This is a genomic window from Pelagibius sp. CAU 1746, assembly GCF_039839785.1.
In the GTDB taxonomy this organism is placed as follows: domain Bacteria; phylum Pseudomonadota; class Alphaproteobacteria; order Kiloniellales; family Kiloniellaceae; genus Pelagibius.
This window is the reverse complement of the sequence record NZ_JBDOQT010000001.1, coordinates 318,674-340,431: the sequence shown is the minus strand read 5'-3', so window position 1 is coordinate 340,431 and position 21,758 is coordinate 318,674. Positions and strand designations below refer to the sequence as shown.

Below are 21,758 nucleotides of genomic sequence, written 5' to 3'. Positions count from 1 at the left end.
GGCATCAAGGTTTCCATTGCTCGAGAGGAACGCGATAGAGAGAGCCGCTGTCGGCTTCTACGATCACCAGGTTGTCGTTTCGGTCGAAGGCGACGCTGGTGGTGGAGAGGCCGTCCGGGGTGCGGATTTCCGTGACGGCATCGCCGCGTGGATCGAAAATGAAGGCTCTTCCGGCCTGTGCCTGAGCCAAGGCAAGGAAGCCGTCTGCGGTTATCGCCAGGCCGTCCGGGCCAAGTCCGCCAGAAAGCTGAATATAAATGCCCACCATCGGCGGTGTTTCTGCGCCCTCCGTTTTGAGCCGCCAGACCGCGTTGGCGCGGGTTACCGCAAGGTAAAGGAGCACGCCGTCCGGACTGATCACCAAGCCGTTCGGATAGGGAATGGTTTCCAGCACCCGCTCGACCTTGCCGTCGGGCCGGCGCCGGTAGAGCCGGCCGCGCGGGTCCGAGAGGCTGGACCGTCCGCTGTCTGTGAACCAGATGTCGCCTTGGTCAGAAACTGTGACATCGGACAGGCCCAGAAAGGGCTCCCGGCCATCGTCGGCGGCAAGGACCTCGAGGGTCCCGTTGTCCGGGTCCAAGGCCAGAAGTCCCTTGGAGTAGTCGACGACGGCGAAGCGGCCATCTGGCATTGGCCGCAGCGAGTGAGGTTCGCCATCGTAGGAGAAAGCGAGGTCCCAGTCCCCATCCTGGTGGACGCGGAATATGCGGCCGTAGGGTACATCGGCGACCCAGAGGCTGCCGTCCGCCGCAAACACCGGTCCTTCTAGAAAGGAGTGCATCTGCTTCCCGGGCCGGGTCATGCTTGCCCAGGGGCTGGGTGGCCCGAGGTGGCGGAACTCGGCCGGGAGCCTGGTGAAGGCTTCCGCAACCAAGATACGCAGGTTAGGTCTCATGCGACAGCGCCCTCCGACCGGAAGGCGTCGATCTCTGCGCTGGAATAGCCGATGCCCTTCAAAATCTCATCGGTATGCTCGCCGAACGCCGGCGCAGGGCTATCGAGCCGCGGCCCATCCTCCAGGAAGTCGAAGGCAGCGACGGGGACGGTCGTTTCACGCCCTGAGTCGCCCGGGGGCCTTTGCAGCAAGCGGCGATGGGCAAGTTGCGGGTCCGCCAAGGCTTCATCCAGGCCACGTACCCGTTCGGCCGGAATGCCCGCCTCGTGGAAGATGTTCATCCAATCCTGGGCGCTGCGGCTTAGCAGTTTGCGGGCAAGCACCTGGCGCATGACGGTGGCGGCGCCCCAGAGGTCCGGCCAAGTCTCGAGCGCCGCAAGAGCAGGCTCGTCCAGCAGGTCCCAGAGCCTCTTGTTCTGGCGGAAATTGAATGCGCCAAGCATCAGCTTTCCATCGGCAGTGTCATAGCAGCCGATACCCGCCTCCGCGGGTTTCTCGGGTCCTGCCGCCTCCGAGAGGTGGCCGGTCACTTCGGGACCCGCCAGCATCAGGGCGCAGTCCAGCATGGCGCAGTCGATATGGGTGCCCTTGCCGTCCCGGCCGCGTCGAAAGAGGGCGGCGGCGATGGCGAAGGCGGCGTTCATTCCGGCGCTGTAGTCGACATAGGAGGCCGCCGTCTTTTGGTCGCCGGAGCGCGCCATGATGCCGGATGCTGCCTGAATGACGTTGTCATAGGCGTTGACGCTGGCGCGGGGACCGCGTTGTCCGAAACCGGTCAGGGAACAGTAAATGATATCGGGTTTGAGCTGCTGCACCGCGTCGTAGCCGAATCCCAACGCCGCCAGAGCCTGTACCCGATAATTCTCCAGGAAGACGTCGCTGTCGGCGATGAGGCGGCGCAGTACTTCGGCGCCCTTGGCCTTCTCAAGGTCCAATGCGATGGCCCGCTTGTTGCCGCCTTGGGTTTCGTAGGTGAGGCCCAGTCCGGCGGCATTGCGTTGGTCATCGAGGCCCCGCCCACGGGTGGCGTCCGGCGCATTGACCGGCTCGACCTTGATCACATCGGCGCCAAGCACTGCCAACTGGTAAGCCGCAAAAGGGCCGGCCAGGACATGGGTCAGGTCCAGCACTCTCACCCCCTCGAAGGGTCGGGTCATAGATCGTCCTCAGCTACCCCGGGAAAGCAGGCCCTTCGTTCGAAGGGTGCAAATGCCAACTTGTTTTTTATATCAACGTCTGTTTTGTATATCAACGAACTTGACCGCTGGAGAGATATCTTATGAGCGCCGTGTTTCACCGAGACCTGTCGGCTGATCTGCCTGTGATCGACCGCGGCGACGGTGTCTATCTGATTGATTCGACGGGTAAGCGATACCTCGATGCATCCGGCGGTGCGGCAGTTTCCTGCCTTGGGCACAATCATTCTAGGGTGATCGATCGACTCGGTGAACAGTTGGCCAAGGTCTCCTTCGCTCATACTTCTTTTTTCACCAATGCGCCGGCGGAAGAACTTGCCGACGACCTCGTCGCTAGGGCCCCGAAGGGTTTCGGAAGCGGCCGGGCAATGTTCCTTGGCTCTGGGTCGGAAGCAATGGAAGCCGCGCTCAAGCTGGCACGGCAGTATTTTCTGGAACGTGATGAGCCCCGGCGGAACCGTTTCATCGCCCGTCGCATGGCCTACCACGGCAACACGCTGGGTGCCCTCTCGGTTGGTGGCCATATGCAACGTAGGGAGCCCTACGCACCACTACTGCTGGACGTTGGCCGGGTTTCGCCCTGTTTTGCCTATCGTTTCAAGCAACAAGCCGAGTCTGATGAGGACTATGCCTATCGGCTCGTTCAGGAATTGGACACCGAGATCCGGCGCATCGGACCGGAAGAGGTGGCGGCCTTCGTTGTCGAGCCTATATCCGGCGCTTCGCTCGGCTGCGTCCCGCCGGTTCCTGGCTACTTCCAGGGAGTCAGAGAAGTTTGCGACCGCTACGGAATTTTGCTGATTGCCGACGAGGTCATGTGTGGCATCGGCCGCACGGGCAGCTTCTATGCCCTGGAGCAGGAAGGCGTAGCGCCCGACATCATCACCGTCGCCAAGGGGCTGGGCGCGGGCTATCAGCCGATTGCCGCCGTATTGGCTTCGGAGGGCGTTGTGGGGGCGATCCAAGGAGGCAGCGGCGTCCTGGCCAATGGTCACACATATATGAGCCATGCCGTTGCCTGTGCCGGCGCGCTGGCCGTTCTCAATGTCATCGATGAGGAAAACCTGGTCGAGCGCGTAGGGACTCAAGGGCGTCTGCTGGACGCTGTGCTCCGCAGCCGCTTCGGCCAGCACCCCAACGTGGGTGACATCAGGGGGCGCGGGCTCTTTGTTGCCTTGGAACTGGTCCAGGACCGGGAAACCAAGACGCCTTTCCCTGAAGCATTGCGCCTAGCAACGACGATAAAGTCGATAGCCCGGGATTGTGGGCTGATTTGCTACCCCTCCAGCGGTTGTGCAGACGGCGTCAGCGGCGACCATGTGTTGCTTGCGCCTCCCTATATCGTGGATGACAGCCAGATCGAAGAGATCGGCGAGAAGCTGGAAGTGGTCTTGGCACGTGCGCTTGAACGCTGGCACAAGGAGGGCTGAGCCGCCATGGCCGGTAAGACCATCGTTACTTGTGCCGTTACAGGAAACCTGACGCGCCGCGAACAGCATCCGGGATTGCCGGTCACGCCTGAAGAGATCGCAGCGGCCGCGCTTGGTGCTGCACGCGCCGGCGCCGCTGTGGTCCATCTGCACGCGCGGGATCCGGAGACCGGCCGAGGCTCGATGAAGTTCGAGTACTACAAAGAGATCGTCGAGCGGATCCGCTCCGAGAACCGAGAACTCATCCTGAACCTGACGACAGGTGAGGGAGGCCGCTTCGTGCCGGGTCTTGAAGATCCTCTGGTGCCGGACCCACGTTCGACCCTCTGCGCGCCAGAGTTACGTGTGTCGCATGTCGAGCGCCTGAAACCTGAGATCTGCACGCTCGATTTCAATACCATGTGGTCGGGAGAGGCGGCCGTTATCAACAGCCCCCGCAACCTGGAGATTATGGCGCAGCGGATCTACTCCGCAGGGGTCACACCGGAAATCGAACTCTTCGATTCGGGCGACCTCCATATGATGAAGGATTTTCTGGAGAGGGGGATTCTGAAGGCGCCGCTGATGGTCCAGATGGTTTTGGGGACGAGGTTCGGAGCGGTCGCCAGTCCTCAGACCATGTCATATCTCGTGTCGCAACTGCCTGCAGGTGCGATCTGGGCAGCCTTCGGTATCGGTCGGATGGAGTTCCCTATGGTCGCGCAAGCCTGGTTGCTTGGCGGCCATGTCCGAGTTGGGATGGAAGACAATCTCTATATTGCCCGCGGAGAACTGGTTCGCGACAACGCCCAGCTCGTCGAACGGGCCGTGTCAATAGTCGAATCGCTGGGTGGCGCCATCGCTTCGCCGCAGGAAGCGCGCGAAATTCTCATGCTCTCAGGTAGTCCGTCAGGCAACATAGCCAAGGCGGCGGGAGATTGACATGGCCGCTGCCCGGACCTTCGAGACGTAATCGCTCTCCATGCGTTCGGCTTCGAAGGCCGAGGCCGGTCCGGAGATATCGATCGCGGCGATGATCTTGCCGTTGCGGTCGAGGACGGGCGCCGATATGGAACAGCCGCCTTGCTCGGCAATACCTTGGCTCACGACAACACCGTGGGCAGCGGCCTGGCTCACCGCATGAAGCAATTGCTCGGTGTTAGTTGGTGTTTTCTCGGTGAGGCGTTTGAAGGTTGCTCCTTCATAGCGTGCGGCGAGCTCGCGGCTTGGCAGGTCAGACAGCATCAGCCAGCCAAGCGGCGATGCATGGGCCGGAATCCTGGTTCCGACGTTTACGTTGCTCAGAAATCCCGACCTCGACTGGACACAGTCGAGGAACAACACCTCTTGCTTCTCTAGAATTGCAAGGTGTGCGGAAATGCCGGTCTCGTCGCGCAGATCTTCAAGATCGGCCCTGGCGGTAGTGATGATGTCCTGCGACGCTAAGTAGGAGAAGCCGAGGTTCAGCACGCGCGCGCCAAGTTTGAAGTTTCGGCCATCATCCGTGCTTTCCGCAAAACCCATGTATTTCAACGTATAGATCAGGCGAAAGGCTGAAGAGCGACTGACGTCAAGCGCGCGCGCAATCTCGCTTACCGTCAGCGGCTTTTCTTCGGCCGCGAGGATTTCCAGAACGCGAAGGCCGCGAAACAATCCAGGCACGAAGTAGATGTCGTGATTCTTGTGCTTGGCAGGTGCGTCCATGAAACCCTCGACGATGACAGGCGGTGGCGAGTGCCCGTGCGCGTCTTGGGCCGCCCCGTCACTCAGTGTTTATATACAAAACGCCAGCCCTGTCGTCACCCCAACAAGTTGCAGGTCTTGAAATTTTACGGTAGCCGGCCGGGGTAGGGTCCTGCGCGGATAGCCCGGGATTGAGGCCGCCAAGGCCAACAGGGGCGGCCAACTGGCTCAGTCCCCGGCCGCAAGCCGAAATTATTTGGCTGGGCATTTGAAACGTCGCTTTGGCGCTATTAAACGGACTTGGATTGGTGGCTCGCACAATGGCGGCTCACGGCACTAGGCCGACATGGCGCCAGGCGCGCTGGAATGTCTGTTCTTGGATGCAGAGGGGACCTCGGCTGGGGAGCGAATTGTGCACCCAAAGAGGCCCAAACTGGTTTCCACTCCGGTCGATAAGCCATTGGGACAATTGAGAGGGAATGAGAGACTGAAAGTGGAAACCACTTTTCGGCAACTCGTTGATATCATAAAGAGAATGGCGAATTTCGGGCATCGTCGCTTCTGACTACGGATCAGGAGGTTGGGAGTTCGAATCTTCCCGGGCGCGCCATAATCCCCCGAAACTGCAGACAAGACCGCCGCCTCGGAAAGCCTCCGCTTCCCGTTCCTTCCGGATTCGTTTCAGGCGCGGTCTCCAGGTCCTCGCCGACAGCGGGGAGGACTCTTCGATCGATCGTCCCGCTACTCCGGTCATGGCCGGCGCGGCCACGGGCGATGCGGTGTCCGATAGGGCGCCAGCGGCGGCAGCCGATGTGACCGCTGGTGCGGGCAGAAGGCCCGCGGCCGGGGAACCCTTATGCAACCGGGCGACGCGGCGGAAGCCCGCCACCCAGGACGCCCTTTAACGCGGGAAAGGAAAGGGGGCCGGCATCGCAGGTTGCAGGCCGGTAACCGGTAAGGTCCGCTCCTTGTCACAGGTCCGCCGCGGCGGCTTGCCCTCACCCCTTAGGGGCCGTGCCCGATGTCGGCCCGGGCACCCCTCTCCATAAAACCGGCCAAAGCCAGCGATAAAGATGGTTAAGCCCGGTTCATCTCAGCTTTCCGCATAAGCCGGAAGCCGGGATGGGGCGGCGCCGGAGGGCCGGGCAAGCGCCAATTGGGGTTGAATTTATTCATTAAATTGAAAGCAAAGGTACTCAGACTCGCTCTGCGGTTCCGCGTCGCCAACGGCGACGAGCGGAACCGCTGCGATGGCCTCCTGGGAAAAGCAGCCGCCTCAACTGGGGATTGCTCCGAATGATGACCGCCCGACGTGTCCTGGTCGTGGATCTGGATGGAACGTTGGTCCACACCGACATGCTCTTCGAGACCTTCTGGGCGGCCTTCGCGAAGAACTGGGCCACGCCCTTCCTGGCTGTCCGGAGCTTTGCCAGGGGGCGCGCGGCCTTGAAGCGAAAGCTCTGCGAGTTGGGCGCCGTCGACATTGCCTCCCTTCCCTACAATGAAGGTGTGATTGGCTACGTCCGGCGCTGGCGCGCCGAGGGCGGGCGCGCGGCCCTCGTCACCGCCAGCGACCGGACTCTGGCCGAGGAGGTCGCCTCGCATCTGGGGATCTTCGACGAGGTCCACGGCTCCGACGGCGAAACCAACCTGAAGGGAACGCAGAAAGCCGAATTTCTCGAAGAGCGTTTCGGGCACGAGGGGTTCGTCTACATCGGCGATGCCGCGGCCGACATTCCGGTGTGGGAGAAGGCCGAGAAAGCGGTGACGGTGAACCTGCCACGCGCCGTCAAGGCGCGGGTGGACGCCCTGGGGCGCGATGCAGAACACCTGGTCAGCCGCGTTCCCTCGATCAAACCCTATGTGAAGGCGCTGCGCGTCCATCAATGGCTGAAGAACCTGCTGGTCTTCGTGCCGATGATGACGGCGCATCAATTCAACCTGGCGGCCCTCGGCCATTCGCTGCTCGCCTTCATCGCCTTCAGCTTCGTCGCCTCCAGCGTCTACGTGCTCAACGACCTGCTGGACCTTTCGTCGGACCGCGCGCATCCGCGCAACCGCAACCGGCCCTTCGCCTCGGGCACGATTCCGATCGGCAGCGGCGTCTGGCTGGCGCCGCTTCTGCTGCTGGACGGCCTCGCCATCGCTTCCCTCCTCGGCGAGAGCTTTCTGCTCGTGCTGGCGGCCTACTATGCGGCGACCCTGAGCTATTCCCTGTACTTCAAGCGCCGGATCGTGATCGACATCTGCCTGCTTGCGGGCCTCTACACGATGCGGATCATCGCCGGCGCGACGGCGACGGGAATTACCCTGTCGGTCTGGCTGCTCGCCTTCTCGATTTTCTTCTTCTTCGCCCTGGCCGCGGTGAAGCGGCAGGCGGAGTTGGTGAACAGCCTGCCCAAGGGCGAGGGCCAGGCGCTCGGCCGCGGCTACCGCGCCGAGGACTTGCCATTGATCTGCAACACGGCCTTGGCCGCCGGCTTCGTCTCCGTCCTGGTCATGGCGCTTTACGTGAATTCGCCGGCGGTACTGGAACTCTACGGCTATCCCCAGGCCCTTTGGGGTGTCTGTCTGGTTCTGCTCTATTGGATCAGCCGCATCGTGATGGTGACCCACCGGGGGCAGATGCACGACGACCCGGTGGTCTTCGCCGTCCGCGACTCGACCAGCCTGCTGTGCCTGCTGATCATCCTCGCCTTCGCGGCCGGAGGCATGGTGCTGTGAGCTTCTGGTCTCTCCTCCTGCGTTATGCCTTTTTCGCGGTCCTCGCCACCGTGGCGAACCTCGCGGTCCAGCGCGCCGTTCTGGCCTCGGCGGGCCAAGGCGCGGGCCTCTTGCCGGCGCTGATCTTCGGTACCGCCGCGGGGCTGCTCGTGAAGTACACGCTCGACAAGCGCTGGATCTTCTACGACACCTCCGGCGGGCTGCGCTCCCATGGCCGCAAGTTCACGCTCTACACCGCCATGGGGATCTTCACGACCGCCATCTTCTGGGGCACGGAGACGGCGTTCTGGCTGATCTGGCGCAGTGACGCCCTGCGCGAACTCGGGGCCGTTCTGGGTCTGGCGGTGGGCTACGCGGTGAAGTACCACCTGGACCGGCGCCTGGTGTTCACACGGGCGCGCGCCGCCGAAGGGGGCCGGGCATGATCCTCTCGGGTTGGGGGCGTTTTCCCCGGCAGGACTGCCGCGTGACCCGCCCGCGCGGAGAGGCCGGTCTGAAAGACCTGGTCGCCGCCGGCGGACTGATCGCCCGGGGCAACGGCCGCGCCTATGGGGACAGCGCGCTCAGCCGGCGCAATACCGTCGACATGCGCGGCTTCAATCGCTTGCTCGCCTTCGATCCCGAGAGTGGCCGGCTCACCGCCGAGGCGGGAGTGCTGCTCCAGGACGTCATCTCGGTCTTCCTGCCGCGGGGCTGGTTCCCGGCGGTGACGCCCGGCACCAAGTACGTGACCCTGGGCGGCATGATCGCCGCCGACGTGCACGGCAAGAACCATCACAAGGATGGGTCCTTCGGTGCCTTCGTGGACTGGATCGACGTCATGGGTCGGGACGGGGAGGTGCGGCGCTGCAGCCGGGACCGGGAAGCCGAGCTTTTCGGCTGGACTCTGGGCGGCATGGGCCTCACCGGGGTCATTCTGCGCGCGGCCTTCCGGCTGCGCCCGGTGGACTCCGCCTGGATTCGGCAGACCGCCATTCCCACGGCGAACCTGGCCGAGACGATGAAGTGCTTCTCCGACCACCGGACGGCGACCTACGCCGTCGCCTGGGTCGACTGCCTGGCCGGCGGTGGCGGGCTCGGGCGCTCTCTCGTTCTGCTGGGCGAGCACGCGCGTCGCGAGGAACTGCCGGCGAAGAAGCGCCAGGCGCCCTATGCGGTCCCGGCGAGACGCCGCCTGAGCCTGCCCTTCGAGGTGCCGGACTTCCTTCTGAACAGCCTGACCCTGCGCGCCTTCAATACCTTCTACTATCACCGGGGCCGGCAGGGCGCGGGGGAACGGCTGGTCGACTGGGACAGCTTCTTCTATCCCCTGGATAGCCTGCTCGGCTGGAACCGTATCTACGGCCGCCGCGGTTTCGCCCAGTTCCAATGCGTCCTGCCGCTGGAGCGTTCGCAGGCGGGATTGAGCGCCCTCCTGGAGGCGACGTCGCGGGCGGGACGGGGCTCGTTCCTGGCGGTCCTCAAACGCCTCGGGCGCCAGGAGAGCCGCATCTCCTTTCCCATGGAGGGTTACACCCTGGCCCTGGACTTTCCCATCTCGCCCGGCGCGCAGCGCCTGCTGGCGGAGCTGGACCGCATCGCCATCGACCACGGCGGGCGCTTCTACCTTGCCAAGGACGGGCGGATGCCGGCGCAGACCCTGCACCGGGCCGACCCGAGGGCGGAAATCTTCCGCGCGCGCCGCGAAGGGTTGGGACTTGCGGAGGTCTTCGCCTCCGCCCAATCGGAAAGGCTGCGCCTATGACGGCCGAACCCGTTCTGATCATCGGCGGCCGCTCCGACATCGGCCGGGCCGTCGCGCACCGCTTCGCCGCGGCCGGCCACCCGATCCAACTCGCCGCACGCGGTGCCGCCGGCCTCGCCCCCGACAAGGCGGACATCGAGCTGCGCCATGACGTGGCCGTTACCCTGCACGAACTCGACGTGCTGGCGCCGGAAAGCTTCGACGGTTTCATCGACGGTCTGGGTGATTTGCCCGGTGTCGCGATTTGCGCGGTGGGCGTCCTGGGGGAGCAGGCGGTCTGCGAGCGCGACCACGGGGCGGCCGCCCTGGTGATGCGCAGCAATTACGAAGGGCCCGCCGCGATCCTGGCGGCGCTGGCCAACCGCTTCGAGGCCCGGGGCAGCGGGGCGCTGGTCGGTATCAGTTCGGTCGCGGGCGAGCGGGGCCGCGCGGCGAACTATATCTATGGTTCCGCCAAAGCGGGTTTCACGGCCTTCCTCTCGGGGCTGAGAAACCGGCTGGCGCGCAAAGGCGTGCACGTGGTGACCGTGCTGCCGGGCTTCGTCGCCACCAGGATGACTGACGGAATGGATCTGCCGAAGCGGCTGACGGCCACTCCCGAAGCGGTCGCGACCGCCGTCGAGGCGGCCCTGCGCCGCAGGAGGGACGTGGTCTACGTGAAACCGGTCTGGGCGCTTGTCATGATGGCGATCCGGACCATACCGGAAGGGATATTCAAGGGAATGCGGATATGAGGCGGGCCGTCGCCCTGCCGCTTTTCGCCGCAACCTTCCTTGTCCTGCTGGCGAGCTTCCATCTGTTTTCCAGGATCACGGTGGACGATGCCTTCATAACCTGGCGCTACGGAAAGAACCTCGTCGAGCACGGCGTCTGGGGCTACAACCCGACCGCCTTCGACCTCACGCAGGCCTACACCAATCCCATCTATGCCTTGGCCTCCATTCTTCCGGCGGCCCTGGGCATGGACGTGGTGCTCTTCTTCAAGCTGGTTTCGCTCGCCCTGCTGGCCGGCTTCGTTGCCATCTTCTGCCGCCTCTCGCGGGACAAGACCCTGGGCCTGTTTCTGGCCCTCCTTTTCGCGGCCCTTCCGGCGACCATCGTGCATGGCTTTGCCGGGCTCGAAACTTTTCTCTATGTCGCCGCGCTCGGCTTCCTTTTCATCGCGGTCGCCAAGGGAGATCTCCGGGCCGCGACCCTCCTCTCGGCGCTGCTCGTTCTGACGCGGCCCGAGGCCTGGCTGCTGGTCGGGCTGGTGCCCGCGCAGTTCTTTCTGATGGCGCTGCTGGATGCTTGGGGGCGGGGGGAGGGTCTGCGCGCCGTCTTTCGCTGGCGAAGACTGTGGCCCGTGGTTTCTGCGCAGGCCTTTCTGCTGCTGTTCTTCGGCGCCTACGCCGCTTTCCACTACGCCCATTTCGGCGATGTGCTGCCCAACACCTTCTATGTGAAGTCGGCAGCGGCCTTCAATCTCTATACTTTCGTGTCCCTTTCGATTCTTCTCTTGCCCCTGCTGGGCCTGGTCCCGGCCGGTCAGGGGCGTGTGGCCTTCTTTGCCGTGCTGCTGTTCGCACCGATCATCTACACCTATTCGACCTCGCCGCTGCAGATGAACTACGTGGCGCGCTTCTCCTATCATCTCTTCGCACCGATCTATATCCTCTGTGCCTGGCTTGCGGCTTCGCCCGGGCCGGCGGTGCCGAAGCGCAAAATCGGCGGGCCGGCGCCCGCGGAAAACAGATCCGGCGCAGCTTGGCCCATGACCGCGATTTCGATCGCCTCGCTGGCCGTTTTCGCATTGATATCGACGCGGCCGGCCCATCTCACGCAGATGATGAACAATTACCCCCATGCCTTGCAGGCCAACGCGGTGCTGGGAAGGTCGCTGGCGGAACTGCATGCGGCCGGCGCCGTCCGGTCGTTCTCGCTCGGCGATGCCGGTATCGTCGCCTTCCAGTCGGGCATGGTCGCGCTCGACAATATCGGCCTGGGCAGCGCCCTGGTGGCGCGCAACGGGGTCACCGAAACGGTGGTCGACAGCTACGCGCCCGACGTCATCGTCTTCCACTCGCGTCCGGGCCGTATCCGTTTGGCATACTATGGCCAGGAAGTCCTGTTTCGCTGGGCCGAACGGCACAACTACCGCTTTCTCTGCGAAATCTTCCTGAACCCCAATTACACCCTGCGTGTCTACACGGGCCTGGAGCTGAAGGGTCTTGCCAGGGCCTGCACCCTCAGCCAGCGGGCGAACAACCTGCCGCAGGCGGAGTTTCTGAAGACGCACTTCTTCCGTCCGCCGTGGCGCTTCTGGCGGGAGTGACCGAGAGGCGTCGAGGGCGCGCGTTGCAGCTTGCCGCCGGGTGAGGCGGCGAACGATCCGGCCGGAGAGAACCGTCCTTCCGCTTTCCGCATCCGGTGTCCCCACTTCCCGATGGGCCTCGACCGCACGTTCCGGCCTGGCCCTGAAAGCTGGATTGGCGCCTCCTCCGGGCGGCTTCGACCGCGCCTCGAATCCTTGACTCCAAAAAAATGGAAAAGTAGAACTTATTTGTCCGGACAAATAAGTTCGCACGCAAGATGAATTTGTGAACGAGGGACATGAACCTCTACCAAACTGCGGCCTTCCACGCTCTGAGACGGCCCGGCAAGACGGCAATCGTCGACGGCCGTTCCACCTTCACCTTTGGCGATCTGACGCAGCGCGCGCAGGAGCTGGCCGCATTCCTCGAAGGCAAGGGCGTCGGAAGGGGGGATCGTGTTTGCGTGCTGATGCACAACTCGATCGATCAGGTCGCGCTGTATCATGCCACCGCTTTGACGGGCTTCATCCTGGTGCCGGTGAATTCCCGTTACGATGCCGAGGCCTTGATCCACGTCGTGTCGGACTGCACGCCGCGCGTCGTGCTCTACGAAGATGATTTCGCCGCGGTCGTGGGCGCGGCCCGTTCCGCCGTGAAGGGGCCCGGACCGGAGTGGCTGGCGGTCTCCGACGAGCCGCCCCGCGGATCGCCTGCCTTCCCCGCGCTGACCAGGCGTTTCGGGGCCGTGTCGCCCGACGATGTGGCATTGATCCTGTACACCTCAGGGACCACGTCGCTGCCCAAGGGGGCCATGCTGACCCATGGAAATCTTGTCTGGAATTCAATCAATTATCTGGTTGAACTGGGAATATCGGCGGAGAGCCGAGCCATTTTGGCGACACCGCTGTTTCACATCGGCGGCTTCGGCGTCCTCAACGGACCCGTCCTCTACGCCGGCGGTTCGCTGCAGGTGGTTCCGAAGTTCACACCGGACAAGGTGATCGAATCGCTCGATACGGCTCAGCCGACACACCTTTTCCTTCTTTCGACGATGTGGGTGGCGCTGACCGACAGCGAAACCTTTCGCGGGCGGCGCTATGCCGACGTTGCCTATATCCAGACCGCGGCAGCACCCTTGAGCGCCTGGCGCCAGGAGATCATTCGCCAGGTTTTCCCCAACGCCGAATTCGGATGGGGTTTCGGGATGACGGAAACCTGCGTGACGACGATCAAGAACCGCTACACCCAGGAGATTCTGGATCACCCCGGGTCCATGGGCTACGTGTGGCGCCATGTGGCCTACCGCGTCGCCGATGCCGATGGCAGGGTCGCGGACCCCGTCGGAAACCGCGGTGAGCTGCAGGTCAAGGGCCCGACCGTCTTTGCTGGCTATTGGAACGATCCCCAGGCGACAGCCGCCGCTTTTACGCAAGACGGCTGGCTGCGCACCGGCGATCTCCTGAGCTTCGACCAGGATGGTTTCGCCTCCTTCCGCGGACGCAGCAAGGACATGGTGAAGACCGGTGGCGAGAACGTCGCGGCGCTCGAAGTCGAGAACTGCCTGGCCGAGCATCCCGAAGTAACCGAGTCGGCCGTTTTCGGGCTGCCGCATGAATACTGGGGCGAAGAGCTCGTCGCGGCCGTGGTGCCGAAGCCGGGTACGGAACCCGATCCCGGCGCGCTGCGCGAACACTGCCGCTCCAGGCTCAGCGCGTTCAAGGTGCCGAAGCGCATATTCATCGTCGAGAACCTGCCGCATTCCGCTTCGGGGAAGATACAGAAATTCCGCCTGCGCGAGCGGTTCGACGACGCAAAAGATCAGATCGAAGAAGGAAAGAGCGCATGAGCTGGCGGTCGGTAGAGATTGAGCGGGCGGACGGTGTCGCGGTGCTTCGCATCGATAGGGGCGGCAGCCGCAATGCCTTGAGCCAGGAGCTGATTGCCGAGCTGGGGCAGGCGGTCTCGCAACTGGCGGACGATCCGGATATCCGGGCGGTGGTGTTCGCCGGAACCCGTGAAGCCTTTTCGGCGGGCATCGACCTCAAGGATCCGAAAAAATGGCAGGATGAAGAGCTTCCCCTCTTCATGCGCCGCGAGATCGCCTTTCGCGGGGCGCGCCTCTGTGCCGCCATCGAAGCGATGCCGCAGATCACCATAGCGGCGATCGAGGGGCTCGCCGTCGGCGCCGGCGTGGCGATCGCCATCGCCTGCGACTGGCGGGTTCTCGCCCGCGACGCCTACCTCTGGCTGCCCGAGATCAAGCTGGGCCTCAATCTCAGTTGGGGCGCGGTCCCCCGTCTCACCACGCTTGCCGGACCGGCCAGGGCCAAGCGCGCGCTCTTGCTGTGCGAAAAGCTGTCTGCGGACGACGCCCTCGAATGGGGGCTGGCCGATTGGGTGAGCGACCCGGGCGCTGCGGAGACGGTGGCAAGGGACATCGCCGGCACCATCGCCGCTCTGCCTCCCACGCCGGTTCGCATCAGCAAGGAAGCAGTCAATGCCGTGGCAACGGCGCTGCACCGGACCGCCGTATACGCCGACGGCGATCAAGGGCTGGTTTGCCGCGACAGCGCGGAAGCGCGCGACGCGCGGGCGAAGTTCGCGCGCTGACGGGGCGGCGCGCGGCAAGGCCGGCGTCGCTGCCGCCGTGGCTGTGGACAATCGATGGGGACCGGTTGCCACTCACGGCTGAGGCGGTGAGGACGGTTTAATCCCTAAGGCTCGCATCGCCCGCCACGTCCGTGCTCCTGAACGGCCGCTGGGGCTTTTGCGGCGACCTCCCAAGCTACAAATCGTTCCGCCGCGGCGAAGAGCGATTGACAATTTTATATGTCCGGACATAATAACCGTGCGAAATTGACCGGGGGTTGACCGATGACGGCCGATGACACGAGGGACTGCTCCTCAGAGCGTGGCGCCTGGCGCGCGCTCGTTGAGAAGACCGTTGCCCGCATTCGCGAAATCGAGAGCGGCGGCCCCCTGACCCGCGACATGCTCCAGCGCATCCGCGCGGAGCTGCTGACCCTCAGTAAGCATCCGGAGTGTTTCTCCGACGAAGAGTTTCCGCCGCCGGAAGACGGCCAGGGAGACCGCCTCTACTGCCTCTCGCTGGACGATGGCGACAGGCGCGCCCTCTACCTGAACAAGGGCGGCGCGAACAAGAACACGCCCCCGCACGACCACACGACCTGGGCCGTCGTGATCGGCATTGTCGGTGAGGAGCACAACCGCTTCTACGAACGTGAAGACGATGGCCGGGAGCCGGGCCGCGCCAGGTTGCGCGTCGCGGGTGAGTTCACGGTCGAGCCGGGCACGGGGGTTTGCCTCATGCCGGATGACATCCACTCCATTCATATGGACGGGCCGGACATCAAGACGATGATCCATATGTACGGCCGCTCCCTGCCCAGCCTGACCGAGCGCGTACAGTACGACCTGGCCACGGGCGAGTTCCGGGTGTTCCCCGCGCACCCCAACATCACCATGATGGCCTGAAGGCGCGCGCGAGATGACCCCAGCCGACCTGCACAGCCAGCTCACCGGCGACCGGGAAGTCGCCCTGGTCGACGTCCGTGAAGAGGGTGAATTCGGCGCCGAGCACCTGCTCCTGGCGGTCAATGTCCCGCTGGGCAGGATCGAGACCGAGTTCGCCCGCCTGGTGCCGCGCAAAGCGGTCCGCATTGTCCTCTGCGATGACGGCGGCGGCGAGGCCGTGCGGGCGGAAGCTCTTCTGAAAGACGCCGGCTACAGCGACGTCAGCCGGCTCGATGGCGGCGTCGCTGCGTGGAAGCAGGCCGGCTTCATGGTGTTCAGCGGCGTCAACGTTCCCTCGAAGGCTTTTGGCGAACTGGTCGAACATGCCGAGGGCACGCCCCACATCGAGGCGCGGGCGCTGATGGAGCGGCTGCGGGCGGGGGAAAAGGTGGTGATCGTCGACAGCCGCCCCATGGACGAATATCGCGTGATGAACATCCCGGGCAGCACGAACATGCCCGGCGCCGAGTTGGTTTATCGCATCAAGACGCTGGCTCCCGATCCGCAGACGACGGTTGTCGTCAACTGTGCGGGCCGCACGCGCTCCATCATCGGGGCCCAGTCGCTTCGCAATGCCGGCCTGGAGAACCCGGTCCTGGCGCTGAAGAACGGCACCATGGGCTGGCACCTGAGCGGCCTCGAGCTTGAGCAGGGAGCGGAGCGAATTGCGCCGGCTCCCGGCGCGGCCCAGCTGGCCTGGGCGCAGGAGGCCGCCGCCGGCGTCGCGCGCCGCTTCGGCGTCGAGGAGGTCGATGCCGAGACCGTGGCGCGCTGGCGCGGCCCCGAGGCCGGCCGGACCTGCTTTCTCCTGGATACGCGCTCGCCCGAAGATTACGAGGCGGGCCACGTCCCCGGCGCCCTGTCCGCGCCCGGCGGCCAGCTGGTCCAGGCCACCGACAGCTACGTCGGCGTCCGAAACGCGCGGTTGGTCCTTCTGGACGATGACGCTGTGCGCGCGCCCATGACCGCGAGCTGGCTGAAGCAGATGGGCTGGGGCGAAACCTACACGGCACGGATGTCGGCCTTCGGGGCGCGCCGGGAGTCGGGCGCGGCGCCGGCCGAGCCCTTGATTGCGCCGCCCTCCGTGAAGACCGTGGAGCCCGCCGAGCTGGCGCGGCAATTGGAAGCCGGTGACGTGGTTGTCGTGGATATCGCGGACAGCCTTACCTTCGGCGCCAAGCACATTCCGGGGGCGTACTGGGCCGTGCGCTCGCGCTTCGAGCAAGAAGCCGGCGCGTTGCCTGAGAGCCGCCGCTATGTCGTCACCAGCGGGGACGGCCTGCTGGCGCGCTTCGCCGCGCCGGAGCTCGCACGGTGCCTGCAATCAGAGGTTCATGCCCTGGCGGGCGGCACCCAGGCTTGGGAGTCGGAAGGGCGCGCGATGCAGGCGGGCGCCGAGCGGCTGGTCTCCACGCCGAACGACGTCTTTTACCGGCCCTACGATCGGCGCCACGGCGTCGAGGAGGCGATGAAGGATTACCTGCGCTGGGAAGTGGATCTGGTCAACCGGCTGGATGCGGACGGAACGCTCCGGTTTCCGACATTCGGGCGGTGAAGTGCCCCTGCTCGGTAACGCAGGGGGAATGTTCGAACAATAATGTGAAAGGAAGGGAAATGTTGGCGAGGCTATTTGTTGGTGGTGTGGCGTCTCTCGCGGCGGCCGGCGCACTTTTCGGTGCCACCGCAGCGGAGGCAGGACCGGCGCTGGACAAGATCAGCGAGCGCGGCAAGATGGCTGTGTGCAGCAAGGTGGACTACCGGCCCTTTGGGTACCGCGACACCGACGGCACGCCGATCGGGCTGGAGCACGATTTGATCTCCGACGTCCAGCTGCGGCTCGAAAAGAAGCTCGGCAAAGAGATCGAAGTCGAGCGAATTCCGGTGATCGCGGCGAACCGCATTCAGTTTCTCGAGGGCGGCAAGTGCGACCTCCTGATCGCGACGATGACCGACAAGCCGGAACGGCGTCAGACCGTCGCCATCGTCGAGCCGAATTACTATTCCTCCGGCGTCAACGTCATGGCTCTGAAGTCGGTCAAGATCGAGGCCTGGGACGACATTAAAGGCCAGCGTCTCTGCAGCAGCCAGGGCGCTTTCTGGAACAAGGACCTGCAGCGGAAGTACAACCTCGATCTGCTCACCTTCGCGGGTATCGCAGAGACGGAGCAGGCCTTGCGGGACGGACGCTGCATCGGCCTCCTGACCGATGACTCCCTGGCGACCTCGCGCTTGAAGGACGACCGTTGGGGCGATTTCGAGCTCAAGGTCGACACGATCATGGATGCCTCCTGGGGCGCGGCCATTCAGAAGGGCGACGAGGAGTTCTACGCCCTCATGTCCGAGACGATTGCCGACTGGCACCGCAGCGGCAAGATCACCGAGCTCGAGAACAAATGGGGCATCAAGCCGACGCCTTGGGCTAAGCGGATGCACGAGCAGTACAAGAATATGTAGTCCTCTGGGTCTCTCAACTGCGTGGGTGGCCCCGCGGCGGAACTAGTGCGCCCGGTGCCGCCCACGATTTGCCGATCTGCCGCGGCAGATCGCTGGCGGATGCATCTATCCGGAGGATACTGTGGAGACTATCGGCCAATTCTTCTATCGGCTGAACGAAGACTACGGAATCAATTTCCCTGTCTTCTACGACGCCTGGGAATTCTGGCGCTTCGCCGAAGGCATCGTGACGACGCTCGAGCTGTCGGTCATATGCGTCGTCATGTCGCTGGTCGTCGGCCTGGTCGGCTCCTGGCTGCAGGGCGCCGCCTTCGCGCCCATCCGCTGGCTGGTCTATGCCTACATCCAGTTCTTTCGGAACACGCCGCCTCTGGCGCAGCTCTACTTCTTCTACTTCGGTTTGGGGTCGATCATGCCCCGTGTCGTCAATGACATGGGCGTTCCGCAGGCAATCCTCGGCAATTACGAATGGGCGGTCATTTCACTGACGCTCTTTGCCGGCGCGTTCAATATCGAAATCTTCCGGTCCGGGATCGAAGCCGTCCCCACGACCACGGTGGAAGCGGCCCGCGCGCTCGGCTACAGCCGCCTGAAGTCCTACATTCACGTGATCTTCCCCCTGGCGATCAGGATCTGCATGCCGGGCCTGACCAACAATCTCGTCAACCTTCTGAAGACGACAGCCATCGCCTATGCCATCGGCGTTTCGGAAGTTCTCTATGTCGCCAATCAGATCTGGGCCGTCGAGTTCAACGTCCCCGAGATGATGAACCTCGTCCTCATAACCTATCTCATTATCGTCAGCTCCTTCGTGCGCCTAACGACCGTGGTGTCGAGACGCATGCGGGTCCCCGGATTCAATTGGTAGGGGCGGCAGATGCATAACTCCTCGACAACCCCCAAGCTCGGCCGCGGGCAGCCCATGCCGGTGGTGGGGGCGCCCCCGAAAGAGCGCCTCTTCTGCCGCTACACCGGCCTGCCGTTCACGCGGATCACGCTATGGCACGGCTGCATCCTGCTGGTCACTCTGCTGTTGATGGCTTCCGGTGCGGCCGCTGCGACGCAGACGGACGAATTGAGCGTGCTCGGCACCCTGATCAAGTGGACGCCGCTGCTGTTCCAGGGATTTCTGCTGAATCTGCTCATGAGCGCCCTGGCCATGGGCATCGGCACCGCGATCGGCGTCTTCCTGGGGCTCGCGCAGATCTCCCTGATGCCTCCGGTGCGCACCAGTTCCTGGCTGCTCACGCAGCTGCTTCGAAACAGCCCCTGGCTGGTGACCCTGTTCTATGTGATGTACCTGATCCCCTTCGAGTTCGAGGTGTTCGGGGTCCTCGTGATAATGCCGGACTGGGTAAAGGCGACCTTCGGCCTCTCGCTCCCCGTTCTCGCCAATGTGTCGGAGATCGTCCGCGGCGGCATCCAGTCAATCCCGGAAACGCAGTGGGAAGCGTCCACCTCGCTCGCTTTCTCGCGCAAGCAGACGCTTTGGATGATCGTCATCCCGCAGTGTCTGAAGCGGATGCTTCCGCCGTGGATGAACCTCTATGCCATCGTGACCATGGCCACGGTCTTGGGCAACATCGTCGGCGTCTCCGAGGCTCTGACCCTGACCCGGGATATCCTCGCTTCCGAGGCCAAGACCGACATGCTTCTCCCGATGTACGGCTACATCCTCGTCTTCTTCTTCCTCTACATCTACCCGATCTCGCGCCTGACCATCTATTTGGAGCGCAAGTGGACGGTCAAAGGCTAGCAGCAGGGAGTCCTCTATGGCCAAGCAACTCGGCGATCTGCAGGTATCTATCTCGGATGTTCACAAGTCCTATGGTGCGCTGGAGGTTCTGAAAGGTGTCTCCCTCGACGTGCGCAGGGGGGAGGTGATCTGCGTGATCGGCCCATCGGGCTCCGGCAAGTCGACCTTGCTGCGGTGCATCAACGCGCTGGTGCCGATCAACAGCGGCTCGATCAAGGTCTGCGGAATCGAGGTCAACGACTCCGACGTCGACGAACTGGCACTCCGCCGCCGGGTCGGAATGGTGTTTCAGAGCTACAATCTGTTTCCGCACCGCACGGCGCTGCAGAACATCATGATGGCGCCGATCCATGTGCTGAAGCAGGACAAGGCGGAAGTCGAGGAGCGGGCGCGCCGCCTCATCGCCAAGGTGAGGCTGGAGGGCAAAGAGGACGCCTACCCGGGCGAGCTGTCCGGGGGGCAGCAGCAGCGTGTGGCCATTGCCCGAAGCCTGGCCATGAACCCCGAGGTCATGATGTTCGACGAAGTGACCGCGGCGTTGGACCCGGAAACGGTCAAGGAGGTGCTGCGCACCATCCACGAACTGGCCGACGAGGGCATGACCTGCATCCTCGTGACCCATGAAATGGGGTTCGCGCGGGAAGTCGCGGATCATGTCTACTTCACCGACCGGGGCGTTATCGTGGAACACGGGCCGCCACGGGAGTTCTTCGCCAACGCGAGCGATCCGCGCACTCAGGAGTTCCTGGGTCAGATTCTTTAGGCGCGGCAATGGTGTCGGCGACAAGGAAGGTTTTCTAGAGGGCCATGCGGTATTCCATCGGGGCGCTTGCTCGCAATGCGCTGAACGGGCATCGCCACTGGCCGCGGGCCTGGCGCGATGCCGAGCCGCGCGACCGCTACGACGTGATCATCGTTGGCGGCGGCGGACACGGGCTGGCGACCGCCTACTATCTCGCGAAGCGCCACGGCCTGCGCCGGGTGGCGGTACTTGAGCGCGGCTGGATCGGCGGCGGCAATACCGGCCGGAACACCACCATCGTTCGGTCGAACTACTTCCTCCGGGTGAATTCGAATTTCTATGAGCACTCCCTGAAGCTCTGGGAGGGGCTGACCGCGGAGCTCAACTTCAACCTCATGTTCAGCCAGCGCGGAGTCGTCAATCTCTGCCACAGTCAGGCGGAGTTGGAGGGTTTCGTTCGGCGCTACAACTCCAACCGCCTGAACGGGGTTGACGGCGAGGTCCTGACGCTGGCGGACTTGCGGCGCCTCCTGCCCGACCTGGACCTCTCCCCGGATGCGCGTTTTCCGGTCGTCGGCGGAGTCATTCAGGCCCGCGGCGGCGTCGCCCGCCACGATGCCGTGGCCTGGGGCTATGCGCGGGCCGCCGACGCCCTGGGTGTCGACATCGTGCAGAACTGCGAGGTCACAGGCTTCGATCTCGGCGATGACGGTATGCGCGGCGTCATAACGACACGCGGCCGTGTCGCGGCCGATAAAGTCGCGATTGCCGTCGCGGGGAACAGCAGCGAAGTGGCCCGGCTGGCCGGCCTGAGGCTGCCCATCGAGAGTCATCTGCTGCAGGCGATGGTCACGGAACCCGTCAAGCCGCTGCTCGACCATGTGGTTTCGTCCGGCGCCTATCACGTTTACATCAGCCAGACCGACAAGGGTGAGCTGGTGATCGGCGGTGCGTTGGACGGCTACAACTCCTATTCCCAGCGCGGCCGCTTTTCGAGGATCGAGCAACTTGCCGCGTCCGCGGTGGATCTCTTTCCGAGGATCCGGCGGTTGCGGCTGATGCGGAAATGGTCCGGCACCGTGGATATGACGATGGACGGCAGTCCGATCATCGGAAAGACCCCCGTTGACGGGCTCTACCTCAATGGCGGCTGGTGCTATGGCGGCTTCAAGGCGACCCCTGCATCCGGCTGGTGTTTTGCCCACACCATCGCCGAGGACGAACCCCACGGCCTGAATGCGGCCTACAGTCTCGATCGCTTCTCCAGCGGCAGGCTGATCAACGAGCGGGGCGCCGGAAACCGGCCCGGCGCGCATTAGGAGACGGC

General features: G+C 64.0%; 19 protein-coding genes. 16 read left to right on the top strand and 3 right to left on the bottom strand.

Translation table 11 applies throughout. The annotated features are described in order from the left end of the window. Positions 1–4 precede the first annotated feature (4 nt). Both AAFN88_RS01520 and AAFN88_RS01515 read right to left on the bottom strand, forming a co-directional pair. Complete coding sequence (locus AAFN88_RS01520; RefSeq protein ID WP_347517740.1) at positions 5–895, bottom strand: SMP-30/gluconolactonase/LRE family protein; 891 nt, start codon at positions 893–895, stop codon at positions 5–7. Then, positions 892–2,025 (bottom strand): CaiB/BaiF CoA-transferase family protein, encoded by a 1,134-nt coding sequence (locus AAFN88_RS01515; RefSeq protein ID WP_347517739.1) that lies wholly within the window; start codon positions 2,023–2,025, stop codon positions 892–894. Before AAFN88_RS01515 ends, AAFN88_RS01520 begins: the two co-directional genes overlap by 4 nt. A gap of 149 nt (positions 2,026–2,174) precedes the next feature. Here AAFN88_RS01515 and AAFN88_RS01510 point away from each other — a divergent pair, with 149 nt between their 5' ends. Together AAFN88_RS01510 and AAFN88_RS01505 are read left to right on the top strand one after the other, a co-directional pair. Next, positions 2,175–3,521, top strand: a complete 1,347-nt coding sequence (locus AAFN88_RS01510; RefSeq protein WP_347517738.1) for an aspartate aminotransferase family protein — start codon at positions 2,175–2,177, stop codon at positions 3,519–3,521. A 6-nt stretch (positions 3,522–3,527) separates the two neighbouring features. After that, a complete protein-coding gene (locus AAFN88_RS01505; protein ID WP_347517737.1) occupies positions 3,528–4,442 on the top strand; it encodes a 3-keto-5-aminohexanoate cleavage protein in 915 nt (304 codons plus the stop codon). Here AAFN88_RS01505 and AAFN88_RS01500 read toward each other — a convergent pair. Then, the gene (locus tag AAFN88_RS01500) at positions 4,410–5,204 is read right to left on the bottom strand and encodes an IclR family transcriptional regulator (RefSeq protein WP_347517736.1); all 795 of its coding nucleotides are present in this window, start codon (positions 5,202–5,204) and stop codon (positions 4,410–4,412) included. The two genes, AAFN88_RS01505 and AAFN88_RS01500, sit on opposite strands and share 33 nt — an antisense overlap. A 1,275-nt stretch (positions 5,205–6,479) precedes the next feature. Between AAFN88_RS01500 and AAFN88_RS01495 the strand changes: the two genes are divergently transcribed. From AAFN88_RS01495 to AAFN88_RS01430, 14 genes are all read left to right on the top strand, one after another. Further along, positions 6,480–7,907 (top strand): UbiA family prenyltransferase, encoded by a 1,428-nt coding sequence (locus AAFN88_RS01495; RefSeq protein WP_347517735.1) that lies wholly within the window; start codon positions 6,480–6,482, stop codon positions 7,905–7,907. Next, positions 7,904–8,332 (top strand): GtrA family protein, encoded by a 429-nt coding sequence (locus AAFN88_RS01490; protein WP_347517734.1) that lies wholly within the window; start codon positions 7,904–7,906, stop codon positions 8,330–8,332. The genes AAFN88_RS01495 and AAFN88_RS01490 overlap by 4 nt, the downstream gene beginning before the upstream one ends. Continuing rightward, positions 8,329–9,651, top strand: coding sequence for an FAD-binding oxidoreductase (locus AAFN88_RS01485; RefSeq protein WP_347517733.1), 1,323 nt, complete (start codon positions 8,329–8,331; stop codon positions 9,649–9,651). Before AAFN88_RS01490 ends, AAFN88_RS01485 begins: the two co-directional genes overlap by 4 nt. Then, a complete protein-coding gene (locus tag AAFN88_RS01480; RefSeq protein ID WP_347517732.1) occupies positions 9,648–10,385 on the top strand; it encodes an SDR family oxidoreductase in 738 nt (245 codons plus the stop codon). Before AAFN88_RS01485 ends, AAFN88_RS01480 begins: the two co-directional genes overlap by 4 nt. Beyond that, positions 10,382–11,965, top strand: a complete 1,584-nt coding sequence (locus tag AAFN88_RS01475) for a hypothetical protein (RefSeq protein WP_347517731.1) — start codon at positions 10,382–10,384, stop codon at positions 11,963–11,965. The genes AAFN88_RS01480 and AAFN88_RS01475 overlap by 4 nt, the downstream gene beginning before the upstream one ends. A 278-nt stretch (positions 11,966–12,243) precedes the next feature. Next, on the top strand, positions 12,244–13,791 hold the full coding sequence (locus AAFN88_RS01470; RefSeq protein WP_347517730.1) for an AMP-binding protein: 1,548 nt from the start codon (positions 12,244–12,246) through the stop codon (positions 13,789–13,791). After that, positions 13,788–14,555, top strand: a complete 768-nt coding sequence (locus AAFN88_RS01465) for an enoyl-CoA hydratase/isomerase family protein (protein ID WP_347517729.1) — start codon at positions 13,788–13,790, stop codon at positions 14,553–14,555. The genes AAFN88_RS01470 and AAFN88_RS01465 overlap by 4 nt, the downstream gene beginning before the upstream one ends. Positions 14,556–14,819: 264 nt before the next feature. Further along, on the top strand, positions 14,820–15,440 hold the full coding sequence (locus AAFN88_RS01460; RefSeq protein WP_347517728.1) for a cysteine dioxygenase: 621 nt from the start codon (positions 14,820–14,822) through the stop codon (positions 15,438–15,440). Positions 15,441–15,453: 13 nt separating this feature from the next. Next, a complete protein-coding gene (locus tag AAFN88_RS01455; protein WP_347517727.1) occupies positions 15,454–17,034 on the top strand; it encodes a rhodanese-like domain-containing protein in 1,581 nt (526 codons plus the stop codon). A gap of 86 nt (positions 17,035–17,120) precedes the next feature. Further along, entirely contained in the window at positions 17,121–17,933 is an 813-nt protein-coding gene (locus AAFN88_RS01450; protein ID WP_347517726.1) for a transporter substrate-binding domain-containing protein, read from the top strand. A 121-nt stretch (positions 17,934–18,054) separates the two neighbouring features. Beyond that, positions 18,055–18,801 carry an amino acid ABC transporter permease gene (locus AAFN88_RS01445; RefSeq protein WP_347517725.1) on the top strand — a complete coding sequence of 249 codons (747 nt, stop codon included), beginning with the start codon at positions 18,055–18,057 and terminating at the stop codon, positions 18,799–18,801. A gap of 9 nt (positions 18,802–18,810) precedes the next feature. Then, entirely contained in the window at positions 18,811–19,689 is an 879-nt protein-coding gene (locus AAFN88_RS01440) for an amino acid ABC transporter permease (RefSeq protein WP_347517724.1), read from the top strand. Between the two features lie 16 nt (positions 19,690–19,705). Further along, on the top strand, positions 19,706–20,452 hold the full coding sequence (locus AAFN88_RS01435) for an amino acid ABC transporter ATP-binding protein (protein ID WP_347517723.1): 747 nt from the start codon (positions 19,706–19,708) through the stop codon (positions 20,450–20,452). A gap of 44 nt (positions 20,453–20,496) precedes the next feature. Then, positions 20,497–21,750, top strand: a complete 1,254-nt coding sequence (locus AAFN88_RS01430) for a sarcosine oxidase subunit beta family protein (RefSeq protein ID WP_347517722.1) — start codon at positions 20,497–20,499, stop codon at positions 21,748–21,750. Positions 21,751–21,758: the final 8 nt, after the last annotated feature.